Below are 25,844 nucleotides of genomic sequence, written 5' to 3' on the forward strand. Positions count from 1 at the left end.
ATTGACCGACCGATCCGGCGGGGGCCGCGGCGCCCCATACTTGGCACGTGAGCCACCCCGCACGCGCCGCCGTACTCAAGGAGAAGACGGTTCCTTCGTCTGGATCGACGTCGAGGTCGGGGTCCGTCTAGTTGTAACCGGCATCTACGTCACCGACGCCCCGATGCGCAAGGGACTGATACCGGTCTTGCTGCGGGTCGTTGTCGGGCACTGCGGGCCCCGCGCCGCCGCCCAACGTTGTGGCACGAGGCGCGGAATTCACCGATGACCGGTGGAGCCCGTCCGCGGGGACATGAACACCACGACCGCCACTCTCTCGTGGCGCCGCGAAGGACGTGATAACCGATGACCAGCCCTGCCACGACGAGCTGGCCGAGCCTGCGGGTCTCGGACTGGACCCCCACCCGCGAGACCCTGCACATGTGGACCCAGATCGTGGGCAAGATTCGCATGGCCCACGCTCCGCTGCTCAACCACTGGTGGCAGGTGACCCTGTACGTCAGCCCGCGCGGGTTGACGACGTCGGCCATCCCGCACCGCACAGGCGCCTTCGAGATCGAGTTCGACTTCGTCGGCCACCGGCTCGAGGTCCGCAGCAGCGACGGAGGCACGCGGAGCCTCCCGCTCCGGCCGATGCCGGTCGCCGAGTTCTACACCCGGGTCCTGGACATGCTCGACCAGCTCGGGATCGAGGCACCGATCCGGCCGCACCCCAACGAGGTCGAGTCGGCGATCCCCTTCGCCGAAGACCACGTCCACGCCTCCTACGACGGCGAGGCGGCCACCCTGTTCTGGCGACAGCTGCTGCAGGCGAACCGGGTGATCGGCGAGTTCCGTTCGCACTTCGTCGGCAAGGTCAGCCCGGTGCACTTCTTCTGGGGAGGGATGGACCTCGCCTGCACCCGTTTCTCCGGAAGGGCGGCTCCGCCGCACCCTGGTGGAGTACCCAACTGCGGGGACTGGGTCATGGTCGAGGGCTACTCCCGGGAACTGTCCAGCTGCGGGTTCTGGCCCGGCGGTGGAGAGGAAGGCGCCTTCTACTCCTACGCCTACCCCGAGCCCGATGGGTTCGCCGATCAGCCGATCGGCCCCGAAGGAGCCTACTTCAGCACCGAGTTCCAGCAGTTCCTGCTGCCCTACGAGGCCGCCCGCGCCGCACCCGACCCCGACCGCGCGGTCGCCGAATTCCTCCACACCACCTATGAAGCAGCCGCGAACCGCGGACAATGGGACCGCCCCGCTCTGGAAGACGACCCCTTCCGGTGGCACCGAACCCCTGCACCTCAAGGAAACAAGGACCACCGCCGGGTCAGTCACCGGCCGTACTGAACCGTAGGCCCCCCGCGAAGCCGATCCGGGCCAGGTCGGCGCGAGAGGTGATGCCCAGCTTGGGGTAGACATTGGCGAGGTGGTGGCCGACCGTGCGAGGGCTGATCAACAGTTGCGCCGCGATCTCCCGGTTGGTCAGACCATCCGCGGCCAGCCGCGCGACCCGCAGCTCCTGCGCGGTCAGCCCGGCTGCCGTTGCGGGATCGGGTACGCGGGGGGCGGTCGGTCGTTGGGTCAGGGCCTGCTCGCGCAGCGCCCGCGCCCGCAGCGGGCCCGCTCCCAGACGGTCGAAGACCTCGGCGGCCCCGGCGAGTTGGAGCCCGGCATCGGCCCGACGGCGCGCCCGCCGTAACCACTCCCCGTACAGCAGCCGGGTGCGGGCGTACTCGAACGGATTACCCGCCGCCCCCACGACGTCCAGAGCGGCTCGGAACGAGGCCTCGGCCGCCGATCCACCCGGGACGAGGGCGCGGAGACGGTGGCCGGCCGTGCGGGCCCAAGTCGCGCCCGTACGCTGTGCCCACTCCTCCACCATGACGACCTGAGCCTCGACGACGTCAGTGTTCCCGACCTGCACCGCCGCCTCGACGGTGTCCACGGCGGCGAACAACGCGAAGGTAGGGTGAGCGGCCTCGTGGCCGGGCTCGGCGAGACACAGCAGGTCGCTCAGCGCCTCCTGGGGACGACCGCTCAACAACGCCGCCCGTCCACGGTGCCAGTACGCCGATGCGCTGAGCGCTCGCACCCCACGCGGAACCGAGACCTGCAGGATCCGGGTGGTGTGCTCGGCGACGGCGCGGCTGTCGCCCCGGGCGGCGGCCAACGACCCGAGAGACGAGTGGCACTGCGTCGCCACGTGATCCGCTCCGATCTCCTCGGCCAGCTGCAGCCCCTCGGTCGCTGCGGCCTCGGCGGCATCCCACCGGCCCGCACCGAGGTCGAGGATCGCGGTCTGCGAGCACACCACTGCCAGTGCGGTGAGCTCGTGCCGGCGCCGCAGCTGTGCGGCCTGCACACGCAGCACATCGAGCAGCCCGCCCTCGATGCCCCAGGCCTGGACCAATGGCACGGGCGGGAGCAGCTCACACGCGGCCGTACCGAGCCGGCCGACCGTGCCGCTGGCCATGGCCAGGGAGGTCGGGGTGACCTCAACGGTTTGGTCATAGCAGGACCACCAGGTCCGCAGCACGGGCAACAGCTCCGACAGAGCGGGGTCACCGTCGGTGTTCACGGCCCGCACTTGCTGTAGCGCCTCCTGCTGGAGGTCGGGCCGACCGGCCGACCACGCGGCGCGGACCGCCACCGTTCCCAGCTCCACCGCGCGGTGGGCCTCGGGGACCACGGCCATGTCGCAGACCAAGTAGCGATGGGCACGCTCGGGCATGCCGTTGGCGAACTCGAGGATCCCGCGCAATCCGCCGCTCAGCCGCGCGACGGGAAGCTCACCGCACAGGCGTTCGGCGTCCTCGAGCAACTGCCGCGCTGTCTCCGCGCGGCCGGCGTCCCACGCGGCACGGGCGGCGGCGGCCAGCCGGGGCGCAGCCGCGGCCGGCGTCGGCGAGAGCTCCGCGGCTCGACGCAGCATGCGAGCCGCCATCGGACCCGCGCTGCGTCGCAGGCACTGCTCGGCGGCCTGCTCCAGCAGGGTGGCGACGTCCTCGTCCGGCCCGTCGGCGGCGGCGGCCAGGTGCCAGGCCCGTTCCGCGGTGGCATCCGTCGGCAGGGCGGCGGCCAGCGCCCGGTGCATGGCCTGCCGGTCCAGGAAGGGGGCGCCGTCATAGACCGCCGCCCGGATCAGCGGGTGCCGGAACTCCAGCCGGGCCCCTGAGACGCGGAGCAGCCCGGAACGCAGGACCTCCTCCCAGGCGATCGTGTCGACGCCCCAGCCGGCTCCGGCGCGGTGCACGACGTGCCGGTCACCTCGGTCCTCGGCCGCGGCCAGCAGCAACAACGCCCGAGCCGGCGGAGTCATGGCCGCGGCCCGGGCAGCGAACGCCCGCCGCAACCGCGGCCCCACCGGCATCAGATCCCCGAATCGCCCGAGCGCCGCGTCACCATTCGGCTCGTCCTCGAGGGTGGGCAGCTCGTACAGCGCCAACGGGTTGCCCCCCGCGGTCCGGATCGTGTGGTCGACCAGCGCCTCGTCGGCCCCCGGAACGGCGGCGGCCACGAGCTTCCGGGCGTCGTCGTCGGCCAGGCCCACCACCTCCAGCGCCGGTAACCCTTCCCACGGTCCCGAGGCGGGATCCTCGTGCCCGGTGAGCAGCACCACGACCCGGTCCGCCGCCACACGCCGCGCCAGGAAGCCAAGACACTCCGCGCTCGCCTCGTCGACCCACTGGGCGTCGTCCACCACGACGAGCACCGGTCGTTCCCGAGCAAGTCCGCTGACCAGCGACAGCACGGCCGCGCCGATGAGGAAGCGGTTGGTCGGGCCCTGGCTCATCCCCAGCGCGCCGCGCAACGCCGCGGCCTGCGGGGCGGCGAGCGTCTCCAGCCGGTCCATGACCGGCCACAGCAGCTCGTGCAGCGTGGCGAATGCGAGCCCTGCTTCCATCCGGGTGCCCCGGCACCGGAGCACGACGGCGTCGGACGCCGCCGCGATGGCGTACTCGAGCAGGGCGGTCTTGCCGATACCCGGCTCGCCCCACAGCACGAGCCCGGAACCCGCGCCATCCGCCGCCCGATCCAGCAGCCCGTCGAGGGCAGCCGTCTCAGCGAGCCGCCCGAACAGCTCCATGTCCCACCCCAAAAAACGTCGCGCCAAGCCGCGGTGGTGCGCCCGTTTCGAGGCTACAGCCCGATATGGCCATCGGCGGCGACCGATTGACCAGCCGATCCTGTGGGGCTCATCAATAGGATGCGGTGTCTGAACTGCCGGTTCTTGGGTGATGTCAGCCGGTCACCTGTTCAGCCGGCGATCCGGTGCTCGTTGACGAGGCCGCCGAGGATGGCTGTGCGGTGGACTCGTTGGTTGGCGAGGCCGATGGGGGCTGGCGGTCCTGTTTCGGCTTGTGATGGGGACAACGGCCCGATGCCGCGGTGAGGCCAGGCCGTGTTGTGGTGCGCCAGGTAGCGGGTGAGGGCTTGACCGCCTACAAGCCGCTCGAACACTCGCTTCACCCGCCCCGCCATCACACCTTCAGGACGGACATGCCACCGATCGTCTACCTCGACCAGAACCACTCGATCACCCTCGCGCGTGCCCGGCACGCACGAGACAAGGTGGAGCATCCCGACGAGCTCGTGGCGGCGGACGCGATCTGGAAAGCGGCGACCTATCGTGAAATCCGTCTCCCGCTGTCCATGGCGCATCTGGTCGAGACGGCACGTGCCGGCGGGCCCGGGTACGTTCGATGAGATGTTCCACGACGGTGTCGGTCTGCCGCCCGAAGGCATCGTGATCCACGCGGATGAGACGCCGGCTACCGCGCACGAACCGCTCGCGCGAGGAGCGGCTGCCGAGGCGCTCGCCGTGCTGGAGGAGGCGATCGTGATGGTGCGGTGGGCCCGTCGCGCCGTCTTGCTCAAGCCGGTCGACGGCGCTCGGCTCGCATCGTTCGACTTCGACGGCTATCTTGCGGAGCTGCACTGCCGCCGGGCGAGGGTGCGCCTCGCGGACGATGAGCTGGACGCCGCCCACTCCGACCTGTCCACCGCCTGTCTACTCGTTCCCCGGCATGAGCTGGCCGGGCCGCTCCTCGTGGAGGTCTACGAGCGGATGGGGTGGATCGAGCTGGCGATTTCCCGGCTGAGCCGCATGTACCGTGCCGACTCCAGACTGGGGCTGGCGATGTTGTCGCTGGTTGCGAACGCGCATGCAAGCGCTGTCTCGGCGGCCACGGTCGCGCCGGCGTTCGCCGCGTTGCGCGAGCGCGATCCCGAGGGGCTGTCGCCGCCCTCGGCCGGTGGCAGAAGACCACGTATGGTGACGCCCCGCCGGAGCCCGCGGCACTGGAGGCCGCCTTCCAACAGGCGGCCCAGGCACACCTGGACGCCGGCCATGAGCGGGCGTCCGCGCTTCTGCTGCCGTCTCTAGCCTGGACGCCGCACGCGTCAGTGTCCGCGTCGATCATGAAGGGGCGTCACTGTTCCGTCAGGTTTCTATCGTCCGGACCTTTTCGCTGCCTGTCTGGATTCGGCACGGGCTTCCCGCTGAGTGACTCGAATTCGACACTGAACCCGATCTCGGCCTGCTCCAGCTTGTCATTGTAGGCGCTGAGCCGCCGTCCCTCCGAATAGGGTCCGAATTCACCCGGACGCGCAGCTGAGCCCTTCCTCCCGACGGACGAAGGGCACTGCGCTGGAAGCGATTCGAGTTCTCGAGCCCACAGGGGAGCGTGGAAAAGCGGCGAACTGGCCGCCATCCTCGGAATCGAGAACGTCAACAGCTTCCGTGTTCAACTGCCCCAATGGTCCCAGCAGGGCTACATCAACAAGATGGACCAGCCCTCTACAGGCCCATACCCACGCGCTGTTTAAGCCCTTGTCAGCAGGCTCTTAGTCAGGTCGACGCGTCCACGACCACGACACAGCATGGCGAGCCAACTTACCCCGCTCAAGGCGACCGACCTTGATCACCCCGCGTCACCTTCCGGAATCACATAGAGGGTATGGCTGGCGTTCAACCATCTCCTGCTGATTTCCACCCCAGTGACCCGTCCGATGAGGACCAATGACGAAGTGATGCTCTCGGCCACCTCAACGGGCCCCAACGCTCCTTCTTGATCATCATTGAGCGCGAAACGCAGCCCCGTCATGTACGAATCCAGCGCACCTGGATCCGCGCCGGAGCACACCCGGGGATTCGTGATCTTGAACTGGGTGATGATCTCCCCATCGCTCGCATAGGTGAGGACACCTGGACCGCTCGTGCCCCACCCCATGCTGATGGCCTTGGCCCCACCGCTGGAGATCACTCGAAGAGCCGCGTCGCTCGCGCACACGCGGTCTCCAATGACGGCGATCCACGTGCCCGCCCTCCCGGCGAGGAAGGCTCGATCGCCATAGACATTCATGGCAATACCGGCGCAGTCGGCGAACCTGGCTGCAGTAGCCGAGCCCAGATCGGCGCCCAGGCGGCGTGCGACTTCCTTTTCCTCAGGGCCCTGGCACCAGACGGCGTAGAAGGCGGGGAGGGGGTCCTCCGCTTCATCATAGGAGCACAGCAGTTCGTAGAGATGCTCACGATCGGCCATTGAATCCATTCCTGGGAAGAGCCGCCCGGCGTTGCGCCGGGCGGCATGTTTGCTACGGCTGGACGGAAACCCAGAAGGGGTTTCCACCGCCTACCCGGTATCGAGCGAAGAAGACGACGCGATGCCAGCCTTCACTAGAGTTGTGGCTGCTGTCGAGGGCAAGAATGGAGTAGTTTCCGTCTCCCTTCCCTGCGCCTTCATATGTCACCGCGAACGGGAACTCATCACATTCTTTGCCCTGCGCCGCTGCATTCGGGAAAGCCTGTTCGCAGATGCGCTCCTTCTCGGCGACGTTCTTCGAATACCACGTCCTGCCGTCAGGCGCCTTCGCCCCCTTGTAAAGCCGCTCCAGACGCACGCGTTGCGGGCTACCGGGTTGCGCATTCCAGTTGCCCGGGAACACCTTGGACGGATTCGTTCTCGTGGGTATGGTGAGATCTGGCGTGGTGAAGGCCGTGTTCACGTGCTTGGCCACCTCGCCCATTCGCACATGACTCATGCTCATGGTGTAGACCCGTGCGGCCTTGGGGAAGATGCATGCTCCCTTGTAGTTGACCACCTTCTCCGGCGGCGTGTTCGGCAGGGGTGCCCCAGGCCCGAACTTCTTGCTGTCGCACCTGACCGTGAGCGCGTTGTCCCTCTTGAGAATGCTGCCAGTTCCAGCGGTGACCTTGCGATCCCACAGTGGGACGTGCGTGGCGGTCCCGCTGCCGTCTTGGAACACGGTCGGCAGGGTGACCCAGGGGCGGATGCTGCAAGCCTGTCCGCGCCCGAAATCCTGCGTGGGATAGGACTCGAACGAGTAGAACAGCGATCCGACGTCGTCCCATTCTTTGAGGAGCGCCGTTTTATTCTGACCGAACTCGGTCAGACACGTCGAACTGGGCTCGCCCGCGGTCGATGTGACCTCCAGCGTCATCCTGTGCAGGCCGTTAGGAGTGAAGATTCCATCGTAATCTATTTTATCGATGGCCATCCACATCGAGATATAGCGAGGCTGCTGCCCCGTGACACCGTCCTTGCTCGGCACCACACCGGTTCCGTTCGCATTGCCCAGATAGGTGTTCACCACCATGGTGCTGCGGAACGTAATGTCGCTCTGCACCTCGGAGATCTGGATCGACTTACCGTCGGAGTAGGTGCCGACCCGCTTCTTCTTGCCGCTCGGGCCGTCCCAGTCGGGCTCCCACTGGCTGACGCCATGCCAGGCAACGATGCAACCACCGTACGGGCGAACCGCCGTCCAGATGCTGTCGTCGTCCTTGTCGGACTCCTTTTCCGACTCCTTCCGGCAGCTATCGACCGTGTAGTGGTCGTAGTCGAAGTATGGAAAGGGATCGGGGTTGTCCAACGCGGTCATCGGACTGTTGGCGACGGCGGGCGCGCTCCGTGCAGCCTGCGCCTCGCCGTTCGCGAGCCCTGCCAGCGTGCGGATCTGGACAGGAGACAGCACCGCCTGATGTATCTGGGTATCGTCGAGATCACCGCGCATCCTGCTGCCGAGGGTCATGGGGGCATCGGCGTTCCATGTGGAAGAGGAGAGCACGGCGGAGTTGACGACCGCACCGTTCAGGTACAGCGTCACCGTCTTCGTGGTCGCGTCATACACGCCCGCGATATGGAACCATTGGCCGACCGGCGCCTCGACACCGGACAGCACGCCTTCGACGGTCGCGCCCGCGACATCGGCGCTGGTGAAGGTGAATTCGAGTCCATGCTCAGCACTGTTGCCGAGCTTGAACGGCGCCTGCTGGGCGCCCTTCTGCTCGATGATCGTGTAGTCGCCGTCCTTGTCGCTCCAGCGCACCCAGGCGGCGGCGGTGAAGCTCTGGTCGGTACGGATCACCGGTCCGGCGGTCTGCGCCAACGGCTCCTCACCCGGCTGGACGACGTCCACGGTCACCTGCTGCCAGTCCGACCAGGCCGAGGAGGCGTCGCCGGCGACCGCGCGCAGCCGCCAGCGCACCTTCCACCCATCGGCCAGCTTGCCGCCGGGGACGGTCAACGAGGCTTGGGCGCCGGAGGCGACGCCATCGACTCCGCCGGCCCAGATCTGTCCGGTGCCCTGGCCGGTCGCGGCCGGGTCGTGCTCGATCTCGGCTTCGGCCCGTAGCGCCTGGCCGGTGGGGTGAGTGAGGGTGGCCTGGAGCGCGGGGGTGAGCGTGTCGGTCACCGTCACGCCGTCCACCACCTTCGACGGGGTGACGGTCAGGCCGGTGGCGGTGAGCTTGGGCAGACTCACGGTGAAGGACTGCCAGTCCGACCAGGCAGAGGTGGCGGTGGCGGAGACGGCGCGGGCGCGCCAGCGCACCTTCCATCCGTCGGCCAGCTTGTCGGCCGGGACGGCGATGCTCGCCTGGCCGCCGGCTGGCACGTTGTCGGCGCTGCCGGTCCAGATCTGTCCGGTGCCCTGTCCGGTCGCGGCTGGGTCGTGCTCGATCTCGGCCTCGGCCCGCAGCGGCTGGGCGGCCGGGTCGGTGACCGTGGCGCGCAGGGCCGGGGTCAGGCTGGTGGCCACGGTGACACCATCCACCACCTGGGAGGGGGTGACCTGGAAAGCACCGACGGTGGGGTTCGGCACGTCCACCGTGGCCTTCTGCCAGTCCGACCACGCCGACGTGGTCGAGGCGGCGGCGTTGGCCGCGCGGACCCGCCAGCGGATCTTCCAGCCGTCGGCCAGCCTCCCAGCGGGGACGCCCAGGGTGGCCTGTCCGCCGGAGGTGACCGCCTGCGAGGCGCCGGTCCAGATCTGGCCGCTGCCCTGCCCGGTCGCGGACGGGTCGTGCTCGACCTCGAACTCGCCCGTGAGGCTGCCGCCGCCGGCGGTGTCGGCGACGGTCGCGGCGAGTTGCGGGGTGAGCGAGGTCGTCACCGTCGCGCCGTTCACGGTCTGCGCCGGGCTGATCGCCGGGGCGGAAACGGTCGGCGCGGACGCCGGCCCGCTGGTGGTGAGGGTCAGCTTCGGCGGGCTGCCGAACTCGTCGGTGTTCTCCGCCGAGGTGAAGACGCGGTAGTTGTTGACGTTGGCCTCGCCGGGGGACTTGAGCACCAGGCCGTGGTCGGCGGCACCGGCGGCCCAGTCCTGGGCGATGCCGGTGACGTTCCACTCCATGCTGTCCGGCCAGGTGGCGCAGTCCATGGTGACGCCCTTGAAGTTGGTCGAGGCGTCCTCGGTGGTGAAGGCGGGCTTGTTGGCCCAGTACACGTTGCCGGGGTCCCAGGCGCCGGTGAGACGGGCGACCTGGATGCCGTTGGCGAGCGCGGCGCCGCAACTCTGGGCGTCAATGGTGTTCATCGACAGCTTGGCGTCGGTGACGGTGGAGCCGGTCAGGTTCGGGGTGTCGAACTTCAAGTGCACCCGGTGCTTGAACCCGCCGGTCCTGGTGCCGGCCATCATGTACGCCGTCGTCGGGTCACCCGGGAAGTCGGCGTCGTTGTCGGAGGTCACCTCCACATCGGCGTTCACCGGCAGCGTGACCGCCGCCGCCACCCGTACCGGGTACATGGTGCCGGCGTCGGCCAGGAACGCCTGGTCCGGCTTGACCAGCAGCTCCGTGCGGCCGCCCTTGGTGACCACGTCGGTGTCGGCCTCGCCACGGTTGATCGACGCGGGACGGTCCTTGCCTGCGCCGTCCGACACGGTAGGCCGGGTCCCGTTGGCGGCCAGCTTCTTGTCCTTGCCCTTCAGCAGCAGCCGGCCGCCCTTGCCCTCGGTCAGGGTCAGACGCCCGAGGTCGCTGCGGCGATTCGGGCGATCTATCGAGGTTAGAGGCAGGTGCCGTTACCGGCTCAGGTGCGTGATGAGTTGGGCGAGGTGTTCGCGGGCGCTTTCGGGCGGGAGGGCTGGTCGCTGGGACGGCTGGCGCTGGTCACGGTGTTGCAGCGGGTGGGTAACCTTACCGACCGGCAGGCCGCCGAGGCGGTGGCCACCGATCTGACCTGGAAGTACGCGCTCGGCCTGGACTTGGATGACCCGGGCTTTGACGCCGGCGTGCCGAGTGAGTTCCGCTCCCGGGTGATCGCGCACGAGTTGGAGGAGAAGCCACTCGATCTGCTGCTGGCTGCGTTGCAGGAGCGAGGCCTACTGGCGGCAGGTGGTAAGCAGCGCAGGTCGTGCGGCCGGATCGGTGGCAGACCCGCCAGATAGGCGAGCCAGAGAAACTGGTCGGAGACGTGCTGGGGGTGCAGGCGGCTGCCGTTGGGCTGGGTGACGACGAACGCGGCGTTCGTCCATGCCTCGTCCATGGCCAGGCGCTCCTGCCGGTGGGCGCGCAGGACCTGGGCACGTCCGTGCGAGCTCAGGTCCCTGGCCGAGCGGATCGCGGACATGCTGTGCAAACGCTCGGAACCACGCGCTGTCTTTGGTGAACTGGTCCGGGCCTTCCTCGGCGAGGCGCCGCGCAAGAACTCCTGGCAGATGTCGGGTCACATCGGCCACCCCAAGGCCAACCGGTTCGAGCACCTGCTGGCCGGCGCCAAATGGGACGCCGACGTGTTGGGTGACGAGGTCCGCGGCTACGTGGTGGAGCATCGGGGGTGGCCCGACGCCGCGATGATCCTTCATCAACCGGCGATCCCGTTTTCCGTGCCAGGTGCTGGCGGGATCGCTCGGACGCCTGCCGTGGCGTTAGCCGATTCCACGAGCTCTGGGCTACCTAGCGGTCGCGTACCCTGCTCGGCCGCCTTGAGCTCGACCAGTTGGCTTTCCACAACCTTGAGTGTGTGAAACTTGCGCGCGGTCACCATGACCCGGCCCTCCATCGACCCGACTGTGTCGTTGTATGCCTTGACCGACCGGTCGAGGGACTTGCCCAGGGTGTTCAGATGCCCACCCATGACCGAAAGCCGCTCGTACAGTTCGCGACCGAGATCGTAGACTTCCTTGAGGTTGTCCTGTAGCGCCGCCTGTGTCCACGCGAATGCCACGGTGCGGAGCAGGGCGATTAGCGAGGTCGGCGTGACGATCAGGACGTTCTTGGCGATCGCATACTCGTGCAAGGTTGGGTCCTTCACCAGCGCCGGCTGGAGGAAGGCGTCGCTGGGCACGAAGAGCACGACGAACTCCGGCGAAGCGGCGACCTTCCGGAAGTACTCCTTGCTCCCGAGCGCATCTACGTGCTGCCGTAGCTGCCGGGCGTGGTCGGCCCAGTGCTTGTCCGCATCAGTCTCATCGACGGCCTCGATCGCGGACATGAACGCGGCCATCGGAACCTTGGAGTCCACGACGACATGTTTGCCGCCCGACAGGTGGATCACCATGTCAGGCCGGAGCGAACCCTCGCTGTCGGCGAAGTGCACCTGAGTGTCGAAGTCGCACCGCTCGACCAAGCCCGCCTGTTCGACTGCCCTCTTGAGGTGCATCTCGCCCCAAGATCCGCGCACCTGCGGCTTCTTGAGCGCCTCGACGAGCGCCCGGGTTTCTTTCCGGGTCCGCTGTCCCTCCTCGGTCAGGACGATGAGCTGCTGGCTCATCGTGGCCTCGGCCGCAATGCGGGTGGTGGAGAACTCCTTGAGCTGCCGGTCCATCGCCGCCAACTGATCATGGACCGGCTTGCTGGCCGCGTTCAGAGTTGCCTCGGCCTTGGTCACCAGCTCGGCCTGGGACTTCTTCAGCATCTCGGCGGTCGCCGCGCGCAGCGTCTCCTCCAGGAGCCGGTTGTTGTCCGAGCGGGTCTGATCGAGTTCCTGGCGGACGGCATGCACCGTCGCGGCCTGCTCCAGCAGTGCCTGCTTCTGCATGACCAGCTCGGCGAGTTGCGTCTTCAAGTCCTGGATCTCCGCGCGAAGAACCGACTCCTTCGCCTTCAGTTCAGCGATCGAGAGCTCGGTCTGGCGGAGACGACGACCAGCTTCCGCTCCCCGCACCTGCTCCGACTGCAGTTCTAGCTGCAGACGCTGTGCATCGGCTTCCTCCCGCCGGAGGCTGCTCCGAGTCGCCTCCAACTCAGCGCTGAGCCGACCGAGTTGCTCGTCCAGTGTCCTGCGCTCGGTCAGCGCGGCGGTGTGTGCCTGACTCAAATCGGCCAGTTGTCTCTGGGCCCGGTCTCGTTCGGCACGCAGCGCATCCGCTTGCTCGGCAGCCTGGGTTCGCTGTTCCTGGGCGAGCTTCAACGCGACACGTTCGTCCGCCGCGCGGCCACGGGCGATCAGATAGGCGATCGTGGCGCTGACCAGAGTGAGTGCGATCGCCAGCACGACAAGGTAGAAGGAAGTCATCTCAGCCCACCCGCTTCCAGTCCTGGCACCCGTTGGTCTCGAAGAACTCGCCCTTCTTGAGGGTCACCCTGGTCTGGCCCTTGATGTTGTCGTTGGCGATGATGGCGTCGAACTCGCCGGAGGCGTTCTTCAGGCGGGCCCAGTAGCAGTTGGAGCTGTCGGCCCCGGCCGTCTTGTAGGTGCCGGGCTTGATGTCCTCGCCGACGAGGTACTGACCGTCACCGGGAAAGGTGGTCTGCGGGCCGCCTTCTTCCTCCGGGTTCACTACGGGCTCAGCGGTGATCGTCTCGGTTGCGGCAGGCGCGGACGCGGCCTGCGCGGTCTCGGTGACTGTAACGATGGGGCGTGGGGAGGCTGAGGTCTCGGCGTCGCTACCCGCGCCGATCCCAACGCCGATGATCAACGAGACGATCGCGGTCAGGCCGTGGGCCAGGAAACGCCGGCCGGGACGGGCCGGGCGCACCACGGGGGCGGCAGGCTGCCAGCGGGGCTGGGTGAAGGGCTGCTGGTACGGCGGCTGCGGATAGGCGCCCGTGCCGGGGCTGTGGTTGGTCATGTCGAGTCCTCTCGCGGTCGGACTTCGAGCCCGAAGGGATTGATGAGAGAACTGTGTCTCAGGGTTCTTGACGAGCGCTGAATTCATGCCGATAACCCCCCTTATCAACATTTGTCCTGGGCGAAACCGGGAGTGGATGCACCGTGATGATCGCAACCGCAGATGACTACCGAAAAGGAGGATCGCCATGGCCGAGCGGCGACCCTCCCTGATCTCCTTCGCCGAGATCGCGAACCGGCAGCGTGCGTGGCGGGGCTACGGGCTCGCGTACGGTGGCTTCTTTGCCCAGACGGTAGGCTCTGGATGCGCCCCGCTCTCCCAAGCCTGATCCGGCGTCGCTACGCTCTGGTTCGATCAAGTGGAGGAAAGGCGGCCATGACCGGGACCTGTACATTCTGCGGCATCGTTGCTGGGGAGATCCCCGCGGAGATCGTCTACTCCGACGAGCACGTGGTCGCCTTCCTTGACATCTCGCAGGCGACTCGCGGTCACACTCTGGTCGTCCCCCGCGAGCACTGTCGCGACCTGACCGACATCGGTCCGGACCGCGCGGGCCGGCTGATGCAGGGTGCTGTGCACACCGCCGCCCTGCTGCGGCGCGCGCTGGAACCGGGCGGGATGAACATCTGGCACGCTACCGGCCCTACGGCCTGGCAGACCGTGTTCCACTTCCACCTTCACCTGCTTCCCCGCTACACCCCCGAGGATCTCAGGCAGGCATGGACGCATCGGGAACTGTCGCTGTCGTCGCTGTCGCCACTGGCCGATCACATCAGAATCGCCGCGGCGTCCTGAAAGCGCGTCGCTTCCGGCGACGTCCGTCTGGTTTGCCCCACGCGGACAGCGCAGGGGGTGACAGTTGGAATCAGCGACGACTTCGATTCGAGCGGGGACCTTGCGCCGCGGAAATCATTGAGTTGAGTACGGTTGGAGCACGTGCCGAGCACTGCGACCGTCATCTATAGATGGTGCCGGCGTGGCCGGAGCGCGGGATCCATTCCGGGGAGCCTGGCAATACATTAATCGAATAGGGTGACTGTGCTCGGTGCGTGCTCGTACGCCCCGTCACACGCCGTCAGGACCCGGCACCGCCTGACACGCAAAACGCGCTGAGGTGGCACGAACCATCACCCAACGGCACAGCGTGATACTAAAGGATCTTGCTTCTAATTCGACGGTCGCAGGTTCGAATCCTGCAGGGCGCGCTTTGATCATGTTCTGACCTGCGATTTTGCGGGATCGGATGCGTTTTAGAATATTCGTCTAGCGCTTGTGTGCTCCCCAAGTGCTCGCGCGCACCAACCCCGCACACGCCATGATCCATTCACCGTCTCCGGCTGGAGCTCGCGTCGCCACGCGAAGCCATCGCAGGGTTATGACCCGGGCGGATGTGGTTATCGGCAGGCGCAGTTCCAGCCGGTCAGAGCACACGTTGGTCTGCGGGATCGGCCGAGCCGCCGCAGCCCCACGCGCGCGGGTACAGCGTGTTCAGGACCAGCGAGGGTTCGTCGACACCACCCGGCATCGCGACGCTGACGCCTCGGGCGGGCTCATCTCCACCACGGCGGACCTCGATCGCTTCTTCACAGCCCTGCTCGGCGGCGAACTCCTGCGGCCCGCGCAGCTCGCTGAGATGCGCAAAACCGTTCCCGTCGCCACGGAACTGCGGCGGGTCTGGCCCGGTGCCCGCTACGGACTCGGCCTGATATAACGCCCGCTGCCTTGTGGCGGCACGTACTTGGGGCACGGCGGGGACATCCTCGGCTTCATGGCCAGAACGGGAGTCACCTCCGACGGAAAACACAGCATTGTGATCTCCGTTTCGACCGAGCACGCCGATTCGGTGAAGCACGCTCTCCAGCTTGAGGCCGCTGCCGACCGGCTTGTCAACCGGGCACTGTGCACCACCAGATAAGCCGGCGGACGCCGGGCACGGCCACGCCACCGTGCGCGCCGTCGGCCTCGATGGTCAGCGGCAGAGGTGATCTTTCGTTCGTGCCCCTGCGGCGGCACGAACCGGCGGTGGAGACAGTCAGGGATGTTCCCGACGGCCGCTCGACAGCTCCCGGTGCGAACCTTGAGTGATCACAGAGGACGAGCCGGGAACGCGCGCGGCGCGAGCCTGCTGGAAGGTGACAGCTCATGGAACTGACGGGGAACGGTGTGCCCACGTGGTCCAACTTCGTCGACGGGCGATGCGTGCCGTCGATCGAGGGGGTGACCTACGACGTCATCGACCCCGCCACCGGAGAGGTGTACGCGAAGGCCCCGCTGTCGGGGGCCCCGGACGTGGACACCGCCTGCCGCGCCGCAGCGGCGGCCTTCCCCGCGTGGGGTGACCTGTCCCCAGGCGAGCGAGGTACGGCGCTGCTGAGGCTCGCCGACGCCGTGGAGGCCAGAGGCGACGAGCTCATCGAGGCGGAGTGCCGCGACACCGGCAAGATCCGTGCCGCCACGGCCGCCGAGGAGCTCCCGGCGACCATCGACCAGCTCAGGTTCTTCGCGGGTGCCGGGCGATGCCTGCCAGGCCTCGCCACCGGTGAGTACCTCGACGGGCACACGTCGAGCGTCCGACGCGAGCCGATCGGCGTCTGCGCCCAGATCACGCCATGGAACTACCCCCTCATGATGGCGGTGTGGAAGATCGCGCCGGCGCTGGCGGCGGGCAACACGGTGGTGCTCAAGCCCTCCGACACCACGCCCGCCTCCACGTTGCTCCTCGCCGAGATCGCAGCCGAGTTTCTGCCGGCCGGCGTTCTCAACGTCGTGTGCGGCGGTCGCGACACCGGGCGGGCGCTGGTCGCGCATCCGATCCCGCAGCTGGTGGCGATCACCGGATCCGTACGCGCGGGCAGGGAGGTCGCCGCCGCGGCCGCCGCGGACCTCAAGCGGGTGCACCTCGAACTCGGCGGCAAGGCTCCTGTCCTGGTGTTCGCGGACGCTGACCTGGAGGCGGCCGCGGCGGGCATCGCCGAGGCCGGATACTTCAACGCCGGGCAGGACTGCGTGGCCGCCACCCGGGTGCTGGTCGACGAGCGTGTCCACGACGACTTCGTGGCGGCCCTGGTGCGGAGGGCCGAGAAGACCAGGACCGGCGGCTCGGACGACGCGGACTACGGCCCGCTGAACAACGCGGTGCAGCTGGCCCGGGTCGCCGGGTTCCTCGACCGCAGGCCCGCGCACACCGAGGTGGTGACCGGCGGCGGGCGGGTGGGCGAGCGCGGTTACTTCTTCGGTCCCACGGTCGTCACCGGCCTGCGGCACGACGACGAGATGAGCCAGGAGGAGATCTTCGGCCCAATCATTACGGTGCAGCCGTTCAGCGGCGAGGACCAGGCGGTGAACCTGGCCAATGGCGTCAAGTACGGGCTGGCCTCGTCGGTCTGGACGCACGACCACGGCCGGGCCATGCGGATGGCCAAGAGGCTGGACTTCGGGTGCGTGTGGATCAACACCCACATCCCCATCGTCTCCGAGATGCCGCACGGCGGGTACCGCCACTCCGGATACGGCGTGGACCTGTCGATGCACGGTCTGGAGGCCTACACCCGCGTGAAGCACGTCATGACACGTCTAGACGTCTGAGGAAAGGCCGATGACGATCCAGCGAAGAACCTTCGAGGACACCCCCGGGGCGGCACCGTGGCCGGACGACTACAGCGCGCTCGACCTGGGGCCGTACCGCAACAACATCGGCATCACCCCTGCCTGGAGCACCAAGGCCGGCCGGCTGAACGTGTGGGGGAACTCTCTGCCCGCGGAAGAGCTGCCGGGCGGTGAGGCCATCGTGGTGAACGACGTGCCATTCCAGTTTCCCGGCACGCTGCCCGGCGAGCCCGACAACGTGCGGTGTACGGGCCAGTTCGTCCCCGTGCCCCCCGGCCGTTACGACTGGCTGTACCTGCTGGCCGCCGCCGAGCGGCGGACCGAGGACGTGATGGCGTTCCACTTCGAGGACGGCGCGGTCGACTTCGAGCCGCTGCGGGTGTCGGACTTCTGGCATGCTCCGGCGGTGTTCGGAGAGGACGAGGCGTTCGCCACCTCGGTGATGCACTACCCGCACCACGTCCAGGAGCGCGTGTCGGGGAAGATCTTCTGTCAGCGGGTCCCGGTCACCCGTCGCGCGGTCCTGCTCGCCGTGCGATTCCCGGACAACGTGGCGGTGCACGTGTTCGCGGCATCGCTGCGGCGATAGAGGAGGGGACCATGCCGATCACACGTGGCCCGCTGGAGCAGTGGTACCGCGACCCGGTCAGCTGCCTGCAGTCGACGCTGGCGACACTGCTGCTGAAGGCGGGCGAGGATCCGCTGGTCGAGCTCGGTCTCGACTGGGAGTTCCGCCACATCCCCGGTGACGTCCGGCCGGAGGAGTACTACTGGCCGTGCCGCCACCCCGGCGACGTCGTACGGAGCCTGCTGCCGCACCGCGCCGCCGTCTCACGGTGGCGCACCGTCGCCGGCGAGGACCCGCTGGCCGTGCTGGAGGACGCCCTCGCGGCGGGCCTCCTGCCGGTGATCGCCGTGGACAACTTCCACCTGCCGTTCCGGCCTGCCTACCACGACGTGCACGCGGCGCACCTGCTCGTGGTGTACGAGGTCGATCGGGAGGCGGGCACGGTAGGCGTGTCGGACGCGCAGCCGCCCGCGTTCCTGGGTCCGATCCCCGTGGCGGATCTGCTGCGGAGCTGGGACGACGCCAGCCCGCACGACGACCAGGACGTCTTCTTCAGCGGCAAGGGCGAGACGGCCGCGCGCCGCTGGCTGGAGGTCCGCCTGGACGAGCCGGGGCCGGAACTCGACCCCGGCCAGCTGGGCACGGTGTTGCGCGCGAACGTGCGGGGGTTCACCAACCCCGCGGAACGCGACGGAACGCACCAGGTAGGACTGGAAGGGCTGCGCGGCTTCACCGATGATCTGGTCGAGCGCTCCCGCGACGGTGGCAGTGAGGCGCTGGTATCCGCGTACACCTTCGGATGGGGGATGCAGGCCCAGGCCGCTTTGCACGGTGAGTTGCTGCGGCGGTGCGGCGCGGGATGGGGTATGCGGGAGCTGGCGGAGGCAGGACGGCACGCCGAGCTGGTCGCGCACCTCTGGAGCGGCGTGCGGGTGCAGAGCGCCCACGGCCGTGCCGACCCGGCCGGGTGTGCCCGCGAACTGGCGCGGCACGCGGCTCTGCTGGTCGCGGCGTACGAGCGGGCGCTGGAGACAATCGATCGGGTGGCCGAAGGCCTGTAGCGGCCGGCCCCCTGCGGGGGCCGGCCGGGTCAGGCGTCGCGTGCTTCCATGAGCAGGCGCAGGCTGCGCGGGCGCATGTCCTGCCATACCTCGTCGATGTGGTCTAGGCAGTGCCGCCGGGTGCCCGACGTGCCCTCGGCGTGCCAGCCGGGAGGCAGGGCGCGGTCGGCCCGCCAGATCGAGTACTGCTCCTCGTCGTTGCGCACCACGACGTAGGTGTGCTCGTCGTTCTCTTCGTCCGTCATGTCGTCTCCTTTCCTGGGCGAGGGTTCCGGGCGAGGGGTGAGCCGTGGGCCGGTGGGCCGGTCAGGAGCCCGGCGCCGGGAAGAAGTCGTCGACGGGCACGCACAGGCCCAGGTCCTGCGCGATCCTGGCGACGTAGGAGGCGAGCGCGATGTCCAGCGAGCCCAGCCCGAACGGTGAGAAGACGACGCGCCGTCCGGAATGGCGCGGCAGGGTGACGCGGCCGCGCAGGAGCGCCCCGATCGAGGCGTGGATGAAATCCCGCCCGCCGCTCTCACGCTCGGCCAGGTGGACAGAGGTGTTCTCCCGGGACACGTGGTCGGCGTCGTCCACGACGTTGATGCTCTCCAGCATGGCCGGTACGACGAGGTCCCGCAGGGACACGTGCAGGACCACCGCGCCCGGCCGGCAGGCGTCGAGCCCCATGTGCGGGGTCGTGGCGGTGGTCGCGACGGAGACCAGGCCGTGCGCGGCCAGCGCGTCGTCCCGAGTGGCGGCGATCTCGACCTGGGCGCGGGGCAGGAGCTCACGGCAGCGGCCCGCGAAGGCCGTCGCGCGGCCCGGGTCGGTGTCGTACAGCATCACCCGGCCGAGGCCGGGCCAGATCGTCACCAGGAACCGCAGCACCTCGGCGTTGATCACGCCGCAGCCGACAAACGTGACGCCGTCCGGTGCGGTGGCGGTCAGTTCGCGGGCCGCCAGCGCGGCACTGGCCGCTGTCCGCCAGGCGGAGATCATGGATCCTTCGAGCAGCACCTCCGGCCGGCCGGTACGCAGCGAGTTCAGCACGATGACCGCGTGGGCCCGCGGCATCCCGGCGGTGAGGTTGCCAGGGAAGGAGGCGACCCACTTCATCCCGGCCGCGGCGCCCGCACCGCCGATGTACGCGGGAAGGCCGATGATGCGGTTGCTGGTGTCGCCGGGGAAACGCAGGAACACCGAGTGCGGCACGGCGGCGGCGCCCGCGTCGAACCGCGCGTACGCGTCGGCCACGACGTCGATCACGGAGCCTTCCCTGCCGGACAGCACCTTCTCGACATCGGTGTGTCGGATGACGAACAAGATTCAGATCCTTCCGTCGGAGGACGACTTCCACAGGTGGGTGACCTCGCCGAAGTGGGCGAGGATCCAGGCGTCGGAGAAGATCGTGTCGAGGTATCGCTCCCCGCCGTCGGGGAAGATGGCCACGCACGTGGCTCCGTCCGGGATCCTGGGGCCTGTGCGGGTCAACGCGCTGATCGTGGCGCCGGACGAGCCCCCCACCAGGATCGATTCGCGCTCCATGAGCTGCCGGCACGCCACGATGCACTCCAGGTCGGTGACGTGGACCACCTCGGTCGCCGCGCCGGGATCCATCAACGGCGGGCGGACCGACGACCCGTGCCCGGGGATGATGCGGGGAGCGGGGCACTGCCCGTCGAAGATAGCGCTGCCGACGGCGTCCACAGCGATCACCTTGGTCGGCAGGCCACGTGCCCTGATGTGGTCGGCGCAGCCGCGCAGCGTGCCGAACGAGCTGGTCGCGCAGAAGAGGTAGTCGACCCGCCCGTCCAGGGCATCGATGATCTCTTTCACGGTGCGCTCGTGGGCCCGCGCGTTGAGCAGGTTGGCGTACTGGTTGGGCCAGTAGCCGTGCGGTGTCTGCTCGACCAGCTCGCGCACCCGCCGGATGCGGACGGGCAGGTACTCGCCGGTCTCGGGGTCCCGATCGGTCACCTGCTCGATCGTGGCTCCGTACGCGCGCAGGAGCGCGATGTTCTGGCCGGTGGTCTTGGCGTCCACGACGCAGATGAAACGCAGCCCGTAGTACTTGCAGATCTGCGCGATCCCGATGGCCAGGTTGCCCGAACTGGACTCGATCACCACGGAGCGGCCCGGTTGCAGCTCGCCGCTGACGATCTTGTGGTGCAGCATGGTCAGCGCGGGCCGGTCCTTGATGCTGCCTCCGGGGTTGAACTTCTCCAGCTTGGCGAAGATCCGGCCGGGGAAGCCCGGGATGATCTTCTCCAGCTCGACCAGCGGTGTGTTGCCGATGGCGGCCAGGATCCCCCGGGGTTCTGGGTTCATGCCGGCTCCCCGGTCAGCTCGCCGAGTGCCTTCACGAGCGCATGCACGTCCTTCTCGGTCGAGTAGCAGGTGATGCCGGCCCGTACGGCCTGCGGATCCTCCGGCGCCACCGCACGCAGCGTGCCGGAGGCGTAGAAGGAGCCGTGCCAGACCGCGACGCCGGAATCGGCCAGGTGCCGGGCCACGTCCGCCGGAGCTCGGCCGCGGAGCTGGAAGGACACCACGGGCACCCGCTCTGTGGACGTCGTGGGGCCCAGGATGCGGCAGCCGGGCAGCTCCTCCAGCCGCGTGATGAGCAGGTCGGTGAGCTTCCGCTCACGTTCGAAGATCTCCTTGCGGTCCCAGCCCAGAAGTGCCTCGGCGGCCGCGCCGGTGCCCAGCACGGCCTCGAAGTCGGTCGTACCGAGCTGCAGGCGGCCGGGGAGGTCGTCGTCCGCCGACGGCACCTGCTCGGCCAGGCGCAGCGCGCTCGCCGTCGCACCGGTCGTCCACAACACGCCGCAGTGCGGGCCGTACCACTTGTAGGCGGAGGTGACGAAGGCATCACATCCCCAGGCCGGCAGATCCACCCGTGTGTGCGCCACCGCCTGGACGCCGTCGGCGAAGACCTGGGCGCCCGCGGCGTGCGCGGTCGCACAGATCTGCGGCAGATTGGGCATCGAGCCGAGCGCGTTGGACGCCGCGGTGACCGCGACCCACCGCGTTCGCGGCCCGATGAGCTCCGTCACCGCCGAGGCGGGCAGGGTGCCGTCCGCACCGATCCGGGCCGTGCGGATCCGCGCCCCGGTCCGGGCGGCCAAAGCGTGCCAGGGGGCGACGTTGGCCTCATGGTCCAGCTCTGTGCACACGATCTCGTCGCCTGGTCGGATCCCCGGCTCGAGAGCACGCACGAACATGGTGGTCAGCGTCGTCATGTTCGAGGCGAACAGCACGTGCCCAGCCGGAGCGCCGAGCAGGGCGCGTACGCGGTCGGCGGCCCAGGCGACCAGTTCGTCGGAGAAGGCGCTCGCGCGAAAGGCCCCATGGTCGTTGGCCACGTGCTCGCTGCCGAGGTAGGCGGCGACGGCCCGGCCGACGACCGTGTGTACGAGTGTCCCGCCCGGCCCGTCGAAGCGATGCGCATCGGGCCGCAGGCCGGGGAACTGCTCGGCCATCGGCAGGCTCAGCAGTTTCGTGGGGGACATACCGAGCAGCGTGTCGAGCGGGCTCGTCATGGGGCCTCCGAAGGCCAGGGCTCCACCACTGTCTGGCCGAAGTCCTCCTCCGCTGCCTCCTCGCGGGGCCGCGGCCGGTCAAGGCGCACCAGGATGCGTTTGAGCCACCGGTCCGTGCCGTCGAAGCGCGGCCGGTACGCGGCGCGCCCGTGAACCGCCACGTCGTTGTCGAGCAGCAGGATGTCGCCTTCGTGCGCCACCACGTCCTCGGCGCAGGAATCCAGCGCCTCGGCCAGCGCCGCGTAAGCGGCCATGAACTCGGGGCTCGCGCCGGTGAAGTCGCTGTAGAAAGGGTCGTAGCGCAGGCACGGCCCGTCCTCGGCAAGCCAGATCGTACGGATGCCGCGCCGGGGCCCGGCGTGCGCACGCCAGTCGTCCGGATAGGACGCGTCCGGGAAGATCATCACTTCGGGCTGGCCGAGTACGTCGATCTGCCCGTCGGACAGGCCGGCCCGCCGGATGCTCGCCACCCGGCTGCCGACCAGGTCATGGTTGCGCACGCACGCCAGGAGGAGCAGCTCGGCGCGCCGCGGGTGGAAAGAGTCCTCGGTGTGCCATTCGAGCGGCGTGCTGCTGCTCGCCCCCACCTGCATGTCCTCCTGGCCCTTGCTCGGCACGATGTTGTGCAGGAGCCGGCCGTCCTGCTGCCCTGTCCAGCCGAAGACCTGGCCCAGCACGGAGCCGACCAGGATCACCGCGAGGTCGATCGCGCGGGTCCGTTCCGACTGGGCTTCTTTCCAGTGTGCGGGGGTGGGGCCGGGGTCGCCGAACGCGGACAGCAGGTCGGGGATGACCCGTCGGCCGCTGGTGCGGTCGGGCAGCCGCACCACGGGCGCCAGGGCTTCGGAGAGGTGGGGCGGAACCTCGGACAAGTGCTCGGTGAACAGATCGTCTGCGGTCGCTCCCGCGGATACGAGGGCGTATGCCGTGTCGGCGAGCAACTCGGCAGGTCGGGAATCGATGGTGTTGCCGGGCATGTGTGATCTCCTCGCCAGCCGTTGGACGTCGCGAACGGATACGAAAGCGAGCTTGACCTAGATCGCTTGCTCCCCGAATGTCGGGACTTCCCCTGACTGAGCCTGAGCCGTGCCGGTGTCGGAGCCGCTGGAGCGGCCTACCATCGCGGCGACCTGGGCCCGCGAGTAGACGCTGAGCTTCTTGAACATGCGGGCCAGGTAGGTCTCCACCGTCTTGTGACTGAGGCCGAGCGACCGTGCGATCTGCCGGTTGGTCGAGCCGCCGCTCACCAGCAGCGCGATCTGCATCTCCCGGGTGCTCAGCTGATCCAGCTCGGCCTGGTCCTCACTCTCGGGTGGCCGATTCTCCGGGGCGGCGGCGTGGCCGAGGTCGTCGTCGCCGCCCGCGGACGCGAGACGGCGGTCGTGACGGGCGATCTGCTGGCGCAGGCGGGTGACGGCGGCGGGCTGGGAGGCGCCCGTGCTGTGCCGGGCGGCGTACTCGGCGTGCGACGCGCGATACGCGGCCTGCGCGAGGTCGCCCGAACCGAGCAGCAGCTCGCCGAGCTCGACAGCCAGGCGGGGTTCCAGCGCGTGCAGCCGTCGCTGCTCGGCCATGGTCAAGGCCCGTTCGAGCTGGGCCAGAGCGCATTTGTCCCGGTCGAGCAGGCTGAGGGCCTTCCCGAGCCAGTACAGCGACTCCAACCGGCCGGCGGCCGCGTCGTCGGGCAGCTCGCTCGCCAGCTGCTGCGCCTCGTCGACCAGCTTCCCGGCCGCCTCGGGGTCGCCTCGCGCGGCCTCGTCGAGTCCGAGGAGCGCGAGCAGGTGGGTCACCACGGCCTGCCCTGCCCAGGCCCTGCCCTCTCGCAGGATCTCCTTGTCGGTGGGGTCCACCGGGCCGCCGATCTCCAGCGTGGCCGTGGCCCGGGCGATGGCGAGTTCGAGGTGCTCTTCCACCGCCGAGTCCGGCACGGTCGCGGAGAACCGCCGCAGGTCGTCCAGCGCCTCGTCGTGGCGGCCCAGCAGGTGCAGGATCCTGGCCCGCCACAGGGCGGCCGCGCACCGGCCCTTCAGCGTGGCAGGCCGATGCGCGGCCAGCAGGGTGAGGCCCTCGAACAGTCGGCCGGTGAGCGCGGTGGCGGCGGCCCGGAGCAGCTCCGGCTCCGGGGCCTCGTCGCCGTTCACGCCCGCCGGGCCCTTGTCTTCCTGCGCCACCTGTTTCTTGATGCTCAGCGCGGTTTCGGCCCACTGCAGTGCCTGGTCCGGCCGCTGCCACAGGCGTGTCCACGCCGCGTCGAGCAGCAGTCGCACACCGCTGGCTTCCCCGGCGCGGATGCTTTTGACCAGGTGCGGGGCGATCGCCCAGACCGGGCTCTTACGGCGGTTCAGGGCGTCGGCCGTGTGCGCGTGCATGCCGAGCCGCCATCCCGCGCCGGCCGACTGGTAGGCCGCCAGGCGTACGACCGGGTTGCGGAACCGCAGGGTGCGCGTGCTCTCGTCCAATTCTACGACGTCGAGGTTGAGCAGCTCGTCGATGCCGGTCCACGTCTCGATCATGCCGAGCCGGGTGACCTCGACCAGCAAGCCGGTGTCGACGGGCTCCGGCAGCAACGCGGCCGACTTCAGCGTGACCCGGCCGACCGCTGACAGGCCCCGGAACTCGCGGAGCAGGTTGATCGGGGCGTTCGCCAGCAGCGCCGCCGCCTTCTCGTGATGCGGCTCGGGCGCGGGGTCGTCGAGGGCGGCCAGCGCGCGGAGCAGCCCCGGGTTGCCGCCGGAGGCATGGTAGAGCACGTCGAAGCGGTATTCGTTGATGTCTCCGGGTAACAGGGCTGCGGCCTCGCGCTCGCTGAGCGCGGTCAGGTCCAGATGGTGCACGTGGCCGGTCGACCACGGCTCGCCGAAGTCCTTGCGCAGGCGGGCGTTGAGCTGCCGCGGCCGGTGGACGACCGCGATGACCGTGTTCGCCGCCATGGAGTGTCTCAGCAGGTGGCGGAGAAGGTAGAGCGAGGCGTCGTCGGCCCAGTGGACGTCGTCGAGGATGAGCAGCAGCGGGCCGGTCGCGTCCAGGGCCTGCAGCAGGGTCTGGACGGCCCGGCAGGCGTGATGGACATCCGAGGCGTCGGCCGGGACGGCCGCCTCGGGGACGCCGGCCGCGAGGGAGGGGAAGATGCCGGCCAGCCACCGCGCATGGCTGGGGGCGATGCGTTCCATTACGCTGGCGCCCCGCACGGCGAGCAGGTCGTCGAGTGCGTCGGTGAAGACGCTGAACGGAAGGTCGGGGGGTAAGGAATCGGCTGCGCCCGAGGCCACGGTCCAGCCTCGTCCGCTCACGCGTTCCTTGAGTTCCGAGAGCAGCCGGGTCTTCCCCATCCACGGCTCGCCGCTGATCTCGACAATGCGTGCCCCGTCAGACTTGTTCTCGCAGATTCCTTCAAGCCAGGCCAGTTCGGCCGCGCGGCCGACCAGCGGAAATGGTCCAATCACTCGCCGTACCCCTACCCCCGGTGGAGAACGATTTCGTTTTGTTGTACGCGCCCGTCGGTTTATTCACACCAACCAGGCGCGAAGCGGTGATGCCAACGGTTCAAATTTTCTTGATCTTTGTCCGTATTCGCTTTTGGCGTACAGTCGGCGGCAATGAGCTTTTCCCGTCAGGCGGGATTGTGTTGTCACGGGATCGCGGAGCGTGGTCTTCGTCTGGTCGCTCTTTGTCGTGGTCGCCGGGTAGGCGGGCTGATCGTCCCACCGCGACCCGCGCACAGGGTGTGTTCGACGAGCGACACACGCATGCGCCAGGGAGCGTCGCGACACTGGTGGTTGTGTGCGC

At 68.9% G+C, this 25,844-nt stretch carries 20 protein-coding genes; 9 read left to right on the top strand and 11 right to left on the bottom strand.

The window, feature by feature from the left end; genetic code table 11:
• Positions 1–345 precede the first annotated feature (345 nt).
• Positions 346–1,329 (top strand): DUF5996 family protein, encoded by a 984-nt coding sequence (locus AB0L65_RS16970; RefSeq protein ID WP_364245923.1) that lies wholly within the window; start codon positions 346–348, stop codon positions 1,327–1,329.
• On the opposite strand, the gene AB0L65_RS16975 is transcribed toward AB0L65_RS16970, so the two are convergent.
• Positions 1,310–4,069: an AAA family ATPase gene (locus AB0L65_RS16975; RefSeq protein ID WP_364245926.1), complete on the bottom strand. Its 2,760-nt coding sequence runs from the start codon at positions 4,067–4,069 to the stop codon at positions 1,310–1,312. The genes AB0L65_RS16970 and AB0L65_RS16975 overlap by 20 nt on opposite strands.
• A 347-nt stretch (positions 4,070–4,416) precedes the next feature.
• On the opposite strand from AB0L65_RS16975, the gene AB0L65_RS16980 reads away from it, so the two are divergent.
• Positions 4,417–4,689, top strand: coding sequence for a hypothetical protein (locus tag AB0L65_RS16980; protein WP_364245929.1), 273 nt, complete (start codon positions 4,417–4,419; stop codon positions 4,687–4,689).
• Between the two features lies 1 nt (position 4,690).
• Positions 4,691–5,368, top strand: a complete 678-nt coding sequence (locus tag AB0L65_RS16985) for a hypothetical protein (protein ID WP_364245932.1) — start codon at positions 4,691–4,693, stop codon at positions 5,366–5,368.
• 538 nt (positions 5,369–5,906) lie between these two features.
• Here the strand turns inward: AB0L65_RS16985 and AB0L65_RS16990 are convergent.
• Both AB0L65_RS16990 and AB0L65_RS16995 read right to left on the bottom strand, forming a co-directional pair.
• Positions 5,907–6,527 (bottom strand): DUF6461 domain-containing protein, encoded by a 621-nt coding sequence (locus AB0L65_RS16990; protein WP_364245935.1) that lies wholly within the window; start codon positions 6,525–6,527, stop codon positions 5,907–5,909.
• Positions 6,528–6,579: 52 nt separating this feature from the next.
• Positions 6,580–10,032, bottom strand: coding sequence for a DNRLRE domain-containing protein (locus AB0L65_RS16995; RefSeq protein ID WP_364245937.1), 3,453 nt, complete (start codon positions 10,030–10,032; stop codon positions 6,580–6,582).
• A gap of 288 nt (positions 10,033–10,320) precedes the next feature.
• On the opposite strand from AB0L65_RS16995, the gene AB0L65_RS17000 reads away from it, so the two are divergent.
• Positions 10,321–10,674 (top strand): transposase, encoded by a 354-nt coding sequence (locus AB0L65_RS17000; RefSeq protein ID WP_364245940.1) that lies wholly within the window; start codon positions 10,321–10,323, stop codon positions 10,672–10,674.
• A 416-nt stretch (positions 10,675–11,090) separates the two neighbouring features.
• On the opposite strand, the gene rmuC is transcribed toward AB0L65_RS17000, so the two are convergent.
• Together rmuC and AB0L65_RS17010 are read right to left on the bottom strand one after the other, a co-directional pair.
• Complete coding sequence (rmuC, locus tag AB0L65_RS17005) at positions 11,091–12,743, bottom strand: DNA recombination protein RmuC (RefSeq protein WP_364245943.1); 1,653 nt, start codon at positions 12,741–12,743, stop codon at positions 11,091–11,093.
• 1 nt (position 12,744) lies between these two features.
• Positions 12,745–13,299 carry a hypothetical protein gene (locus AB0L65_RS17010; protein ID WP_364245945.1) on the bottom strand — a complete coding sequence of 185 codons (555 nt, stop codon included), beginning with the start codon at positions 13,297–13,299 and terminating at the stop codon, positions 12,745–12,747.
• 375 nt (positions 13,300–13,674) lie between these two features.
• Here AB0L65_RS17010 and AB0L65_RS17015 point away from each other — a divergent pair, with 375 nt between their 5' ends.
• The 5 genes from AB0L65_RS17015 (at position 13,675) to AB0L65_RS17035 (ending at position 18,534) form a co-directional block, all read left to right on the top strand.
• A complete protein-coding gene (locus AB0L65_RS17015; protein ID WP_364245947.1) occupies positions 13,675–14,094 on the top strand; it encodes an HIT family protein in 420 nt (139 codons plus the stop codon).
• Between the two features lie 580 nt (positions 14,095–14,674).
• Complete coding sequence (locus tag AB0L65_RS17020; protein ID WP_364245950.1) at positions 14,675–15,010, top strand: serine hydrolase; 336 nt, start codon at positions 14,675–14,677, stop codon at positions 15,008–15,010.
• 431 nt (positions 15,011–15,441) lie between these two features.
• A complete protein-coding gene (locus tag AB0L65_RS17025; protein WP_364245952.1) occupies positions 15,442–16,884 on the top strand; it encodes a gamma-aminobutyraldehyde dehydrogenase in 1,443 nt (480 codons plus the stop codon).
• 10 nt (positions 16,885–16,894) lie between these two features.
• Positions 16,895–17,494 (top strand): hypothetical protein, encoded by a 600-nt coding sequence (locus AB0L65_RS17030; protein WP_364245955.1) that lies wholly within the window; start codon positions 16,895–16,897, stop codon positions 17,492–17,494.
• Between the two features lie 11 nt (positions 17,495–17,505).
• On the top strand, positions 17,506–18,534 hold the full coding sequence (locus AB0L65_RS17035; protein ID WP_364245958.1) for a BtrH N-terminal domain-containing protein: 1,029 nt from the start codon (positions 17,506–17,508) through the stop codon (positions 18,532–18,534).
• 29 nt (positions 18,535–18,563) lie between these two features.
• On the opposite strand, the gene AB0L65_RS17040 is transcribed toward AB0L65_RS17035, so the two are convergent.
• The 6 genes from AB0L65_RS17040 to AB0L65_RS17065 all read right to left on the bottom strand — a co-directional run bounded on the left by AB0L65_RS17040 (position 18,564) and on the right by AB0L65_RS17065 (position 25,501).
• Entirely contained in the window at positions 18,564–18,779 is a 216-nt protein-coding gene (locus tag AB0L65_RS17040; protein WP_364245961.1) for an MbtH family protein, read from the bottom strand.
• A 61-nt stretch (positions 18,780–18,840) separates the two neighbouring features.
• Entirely contained in the window at positions 18,841–19,839 is a 999-nt protein-coding gene (gene sbnB / locus AB0L65_RS17045) for a 2,3-diaminopropionate biosynthesis protein SbnB (RefSeq protein ID WP_364245963.1), read from the bottom strand.
• 3 nt (positions 19,840–19,842) lie between these two features.
• Positions 19,843–20,844 carry a 2,3-diaminopropionate biosynthesis protein SbnA gene (gene sbnA / locus AB0L65_RS17050; protein WP_364245965.1) on the bottom strand — a complete coding sequence of 334 codons (1,002 nt, stop codon included), beginning with the start codon at positions 20,842–20,844 and terminating at the stop codon, positions 19,843–19,845.
• Positions 20,841–22,058 carry an aminotransferase class V-fold PLP-dependent enzyme gene (locus tag AB0L65_RS17055; RefSeq protein ID WP_364245967.1) on the bottom strand — a complete coding sequence of 406 codons (1,218 nt, stop codon included), beginning with the start codon at positions 22,056–22,058 and terminating at the stop codon, positions 20,841–20,843. The genes sbnA and AB0L65_RS17055 overlap by 4 nt, the downstream gene beginning before the upstream one ends.
• Positions 22,055–23,035 carry a TauD/TfdA family dioxygenase gene (locus AB0L65_RS17060; protein WP_364245969.1) on the bottom strand — a complete coding sequence of 327 codons (981 nt, stop codon included), beginning with the start codon at positions 23,033–23,035 and terminating at the stop codon, positions 22,055–22,057. Before AB0L65_RS17060 ends, AB0L65_RS17055 begins: the two co-directional genes overlap by 4 nt.
• A 57-nt stretch (positions 23,036–23,092) precedes the next feature.
• Positions 23,093–25,501: an AAA family ATPase gene (locus AB0L65_RS17065; protein WP_364245972.1), complete on the bottom strand. Its 2,409-nt coding sequence runs from the start codon at positions 25,499–25,501 to the stop codon at positions 23,093–23,095.
• Positions 25,502–25,844: the final 343 nt, after the last annotated feature.

Origin of the sequence: Nonomuraea sp. NPDC052116 (assembly GCF_040680035.1) — a bacterium.
In the GTDB taxonomy this organism is placed as follows: domain Bacteria; phylum Actinomycetota; class Actinomycetes; order Streptosporangiales; family Streptosporangiaceae; genus Nonomuraea; species Nonomuraea angiospora_A.

What these genes read in the sequence shown, in the direction of transcription:
- AB0L65_RS17055 (WP_364245967.1), bottom strand. Translation starts at nt 22,058, where the DNA reads ATGACGAGCCCGCTCGACACGCTGCTCGGTATGTCCCCCACGAAACTG.
- AB0L65_RS16995 (WP_364245937.1), bottom strand. Translation starts at nt 10,032, where the DNA reads ATGTACCCGGTACGGGTGGCGGCGGCGGTCACGCTGCCGGTGAACGCC.
- AB0L65_RS17060 (WP_364245969.1), bottom strand. Translation starts at nt 23,035, where the DNA reads ATGCCCGGCAACACCATCGATTCCCGACCTGCCGAGTTGCTCGCCGAC.
- AB0L65_RS17020 (WP_364245950.1), top strand. Translation starts at nt 14,675, where the DNA reads ATGACCCGGGCGGATGTGGTTATCGGCAGGCGCAGTTCCAGCCGGTCA.
- AB0L65_RS17030 (WP_364245955.1), top strand. Translation starts at nt 16,895, where the DNA reads ATGACGATCCAGCGAAGAACCTTCGAGGACACCCCCGGGGCGGCACCG.
- AB0L65_RS17040 (WP_364245961.1), bottom strand. Translation starts at nt 18,779, where the DNA reads ATGACGGACGAAGAGAACGACGAGCACACCTACGTCGTGGTGCGCAAC.
- AB0L65_RS17025 (WP_364245952.1), top strand. Translation starts at nt 15,442, where the DNA reads ATGGAACTGACGGGGAACGGTGTGCCCACGTGGTCCAACTTCGTCGAC.
- sbnA (WP_364245965.1), bottom strand. Translation starts at nt 20,844, where the DNA reads ATGAACCCAGAACCCCGGGGGATCCTGGCCGCCATCGGCAACACACCG.
- AB0L65_RS17015 (WP_364245947.1), top strand. Translation starts at nt 13,675, where the DNA reads ATGACCGGGACCTGTACATTCTGCGGCATCGTTGCTGGGGAGATCCCC.
- AB0L65_RS16975 (WP_364245926.1), bottom strand. Translation starts at nt 4,069, where the DNA reads ATGGAGCTGTTCGGGCGGCTCGCTGAGACGGCTGCCCTCGACGGGCTG.
- AB0L65_RS17035 (WP_364245958.1), top strand. Translation starts at nt 17,506, where the DNA reads ATGCCGATCACACGTGGCCCGCTGGAGCAGTGGTACCGCGACCCGGTC.
- AB0L65_RS16970 (WP_364245923.1), top strand. Translation starts at nt 346, where the DNA reads ATGACCAGCCCTGCCACGACGAGCTGGCCGAGCCTGCGGGTCTCGGAC.
- AB0L65_RS16985 (WP_364245932.1), top strand. Translation starts at nt 4,691, where the DNA reads ATGTTCCACGACGGTGTCGGTCTGCCGCCCGAAGGCATCGTGATCCAC.
- AB0L65_RS16990 (WP_364245935.1), bottom strand. Translation starts at nt 6,527, where the DNA reads ATGGCCGATCGTGAGCATCTCTACGAACTGCTGTGCTCCTATGATGAA.
- AB0L65_RS17010 (WP_364245945.1), bottom strand. Translation starts at nt 13,299, where the DNA reads ATGACCAACCACAGCCCCGGCACGGGCGCCTATCCGCAGCCGCCGTAC.
- rmuC (WP_364245943.1), bottom strand. Translation starts at nt 12,743, where the DNA reads ATGACTTCCTTCTACCTTGTCGTGCTGGCGATCGCACTCACTCTGGTC.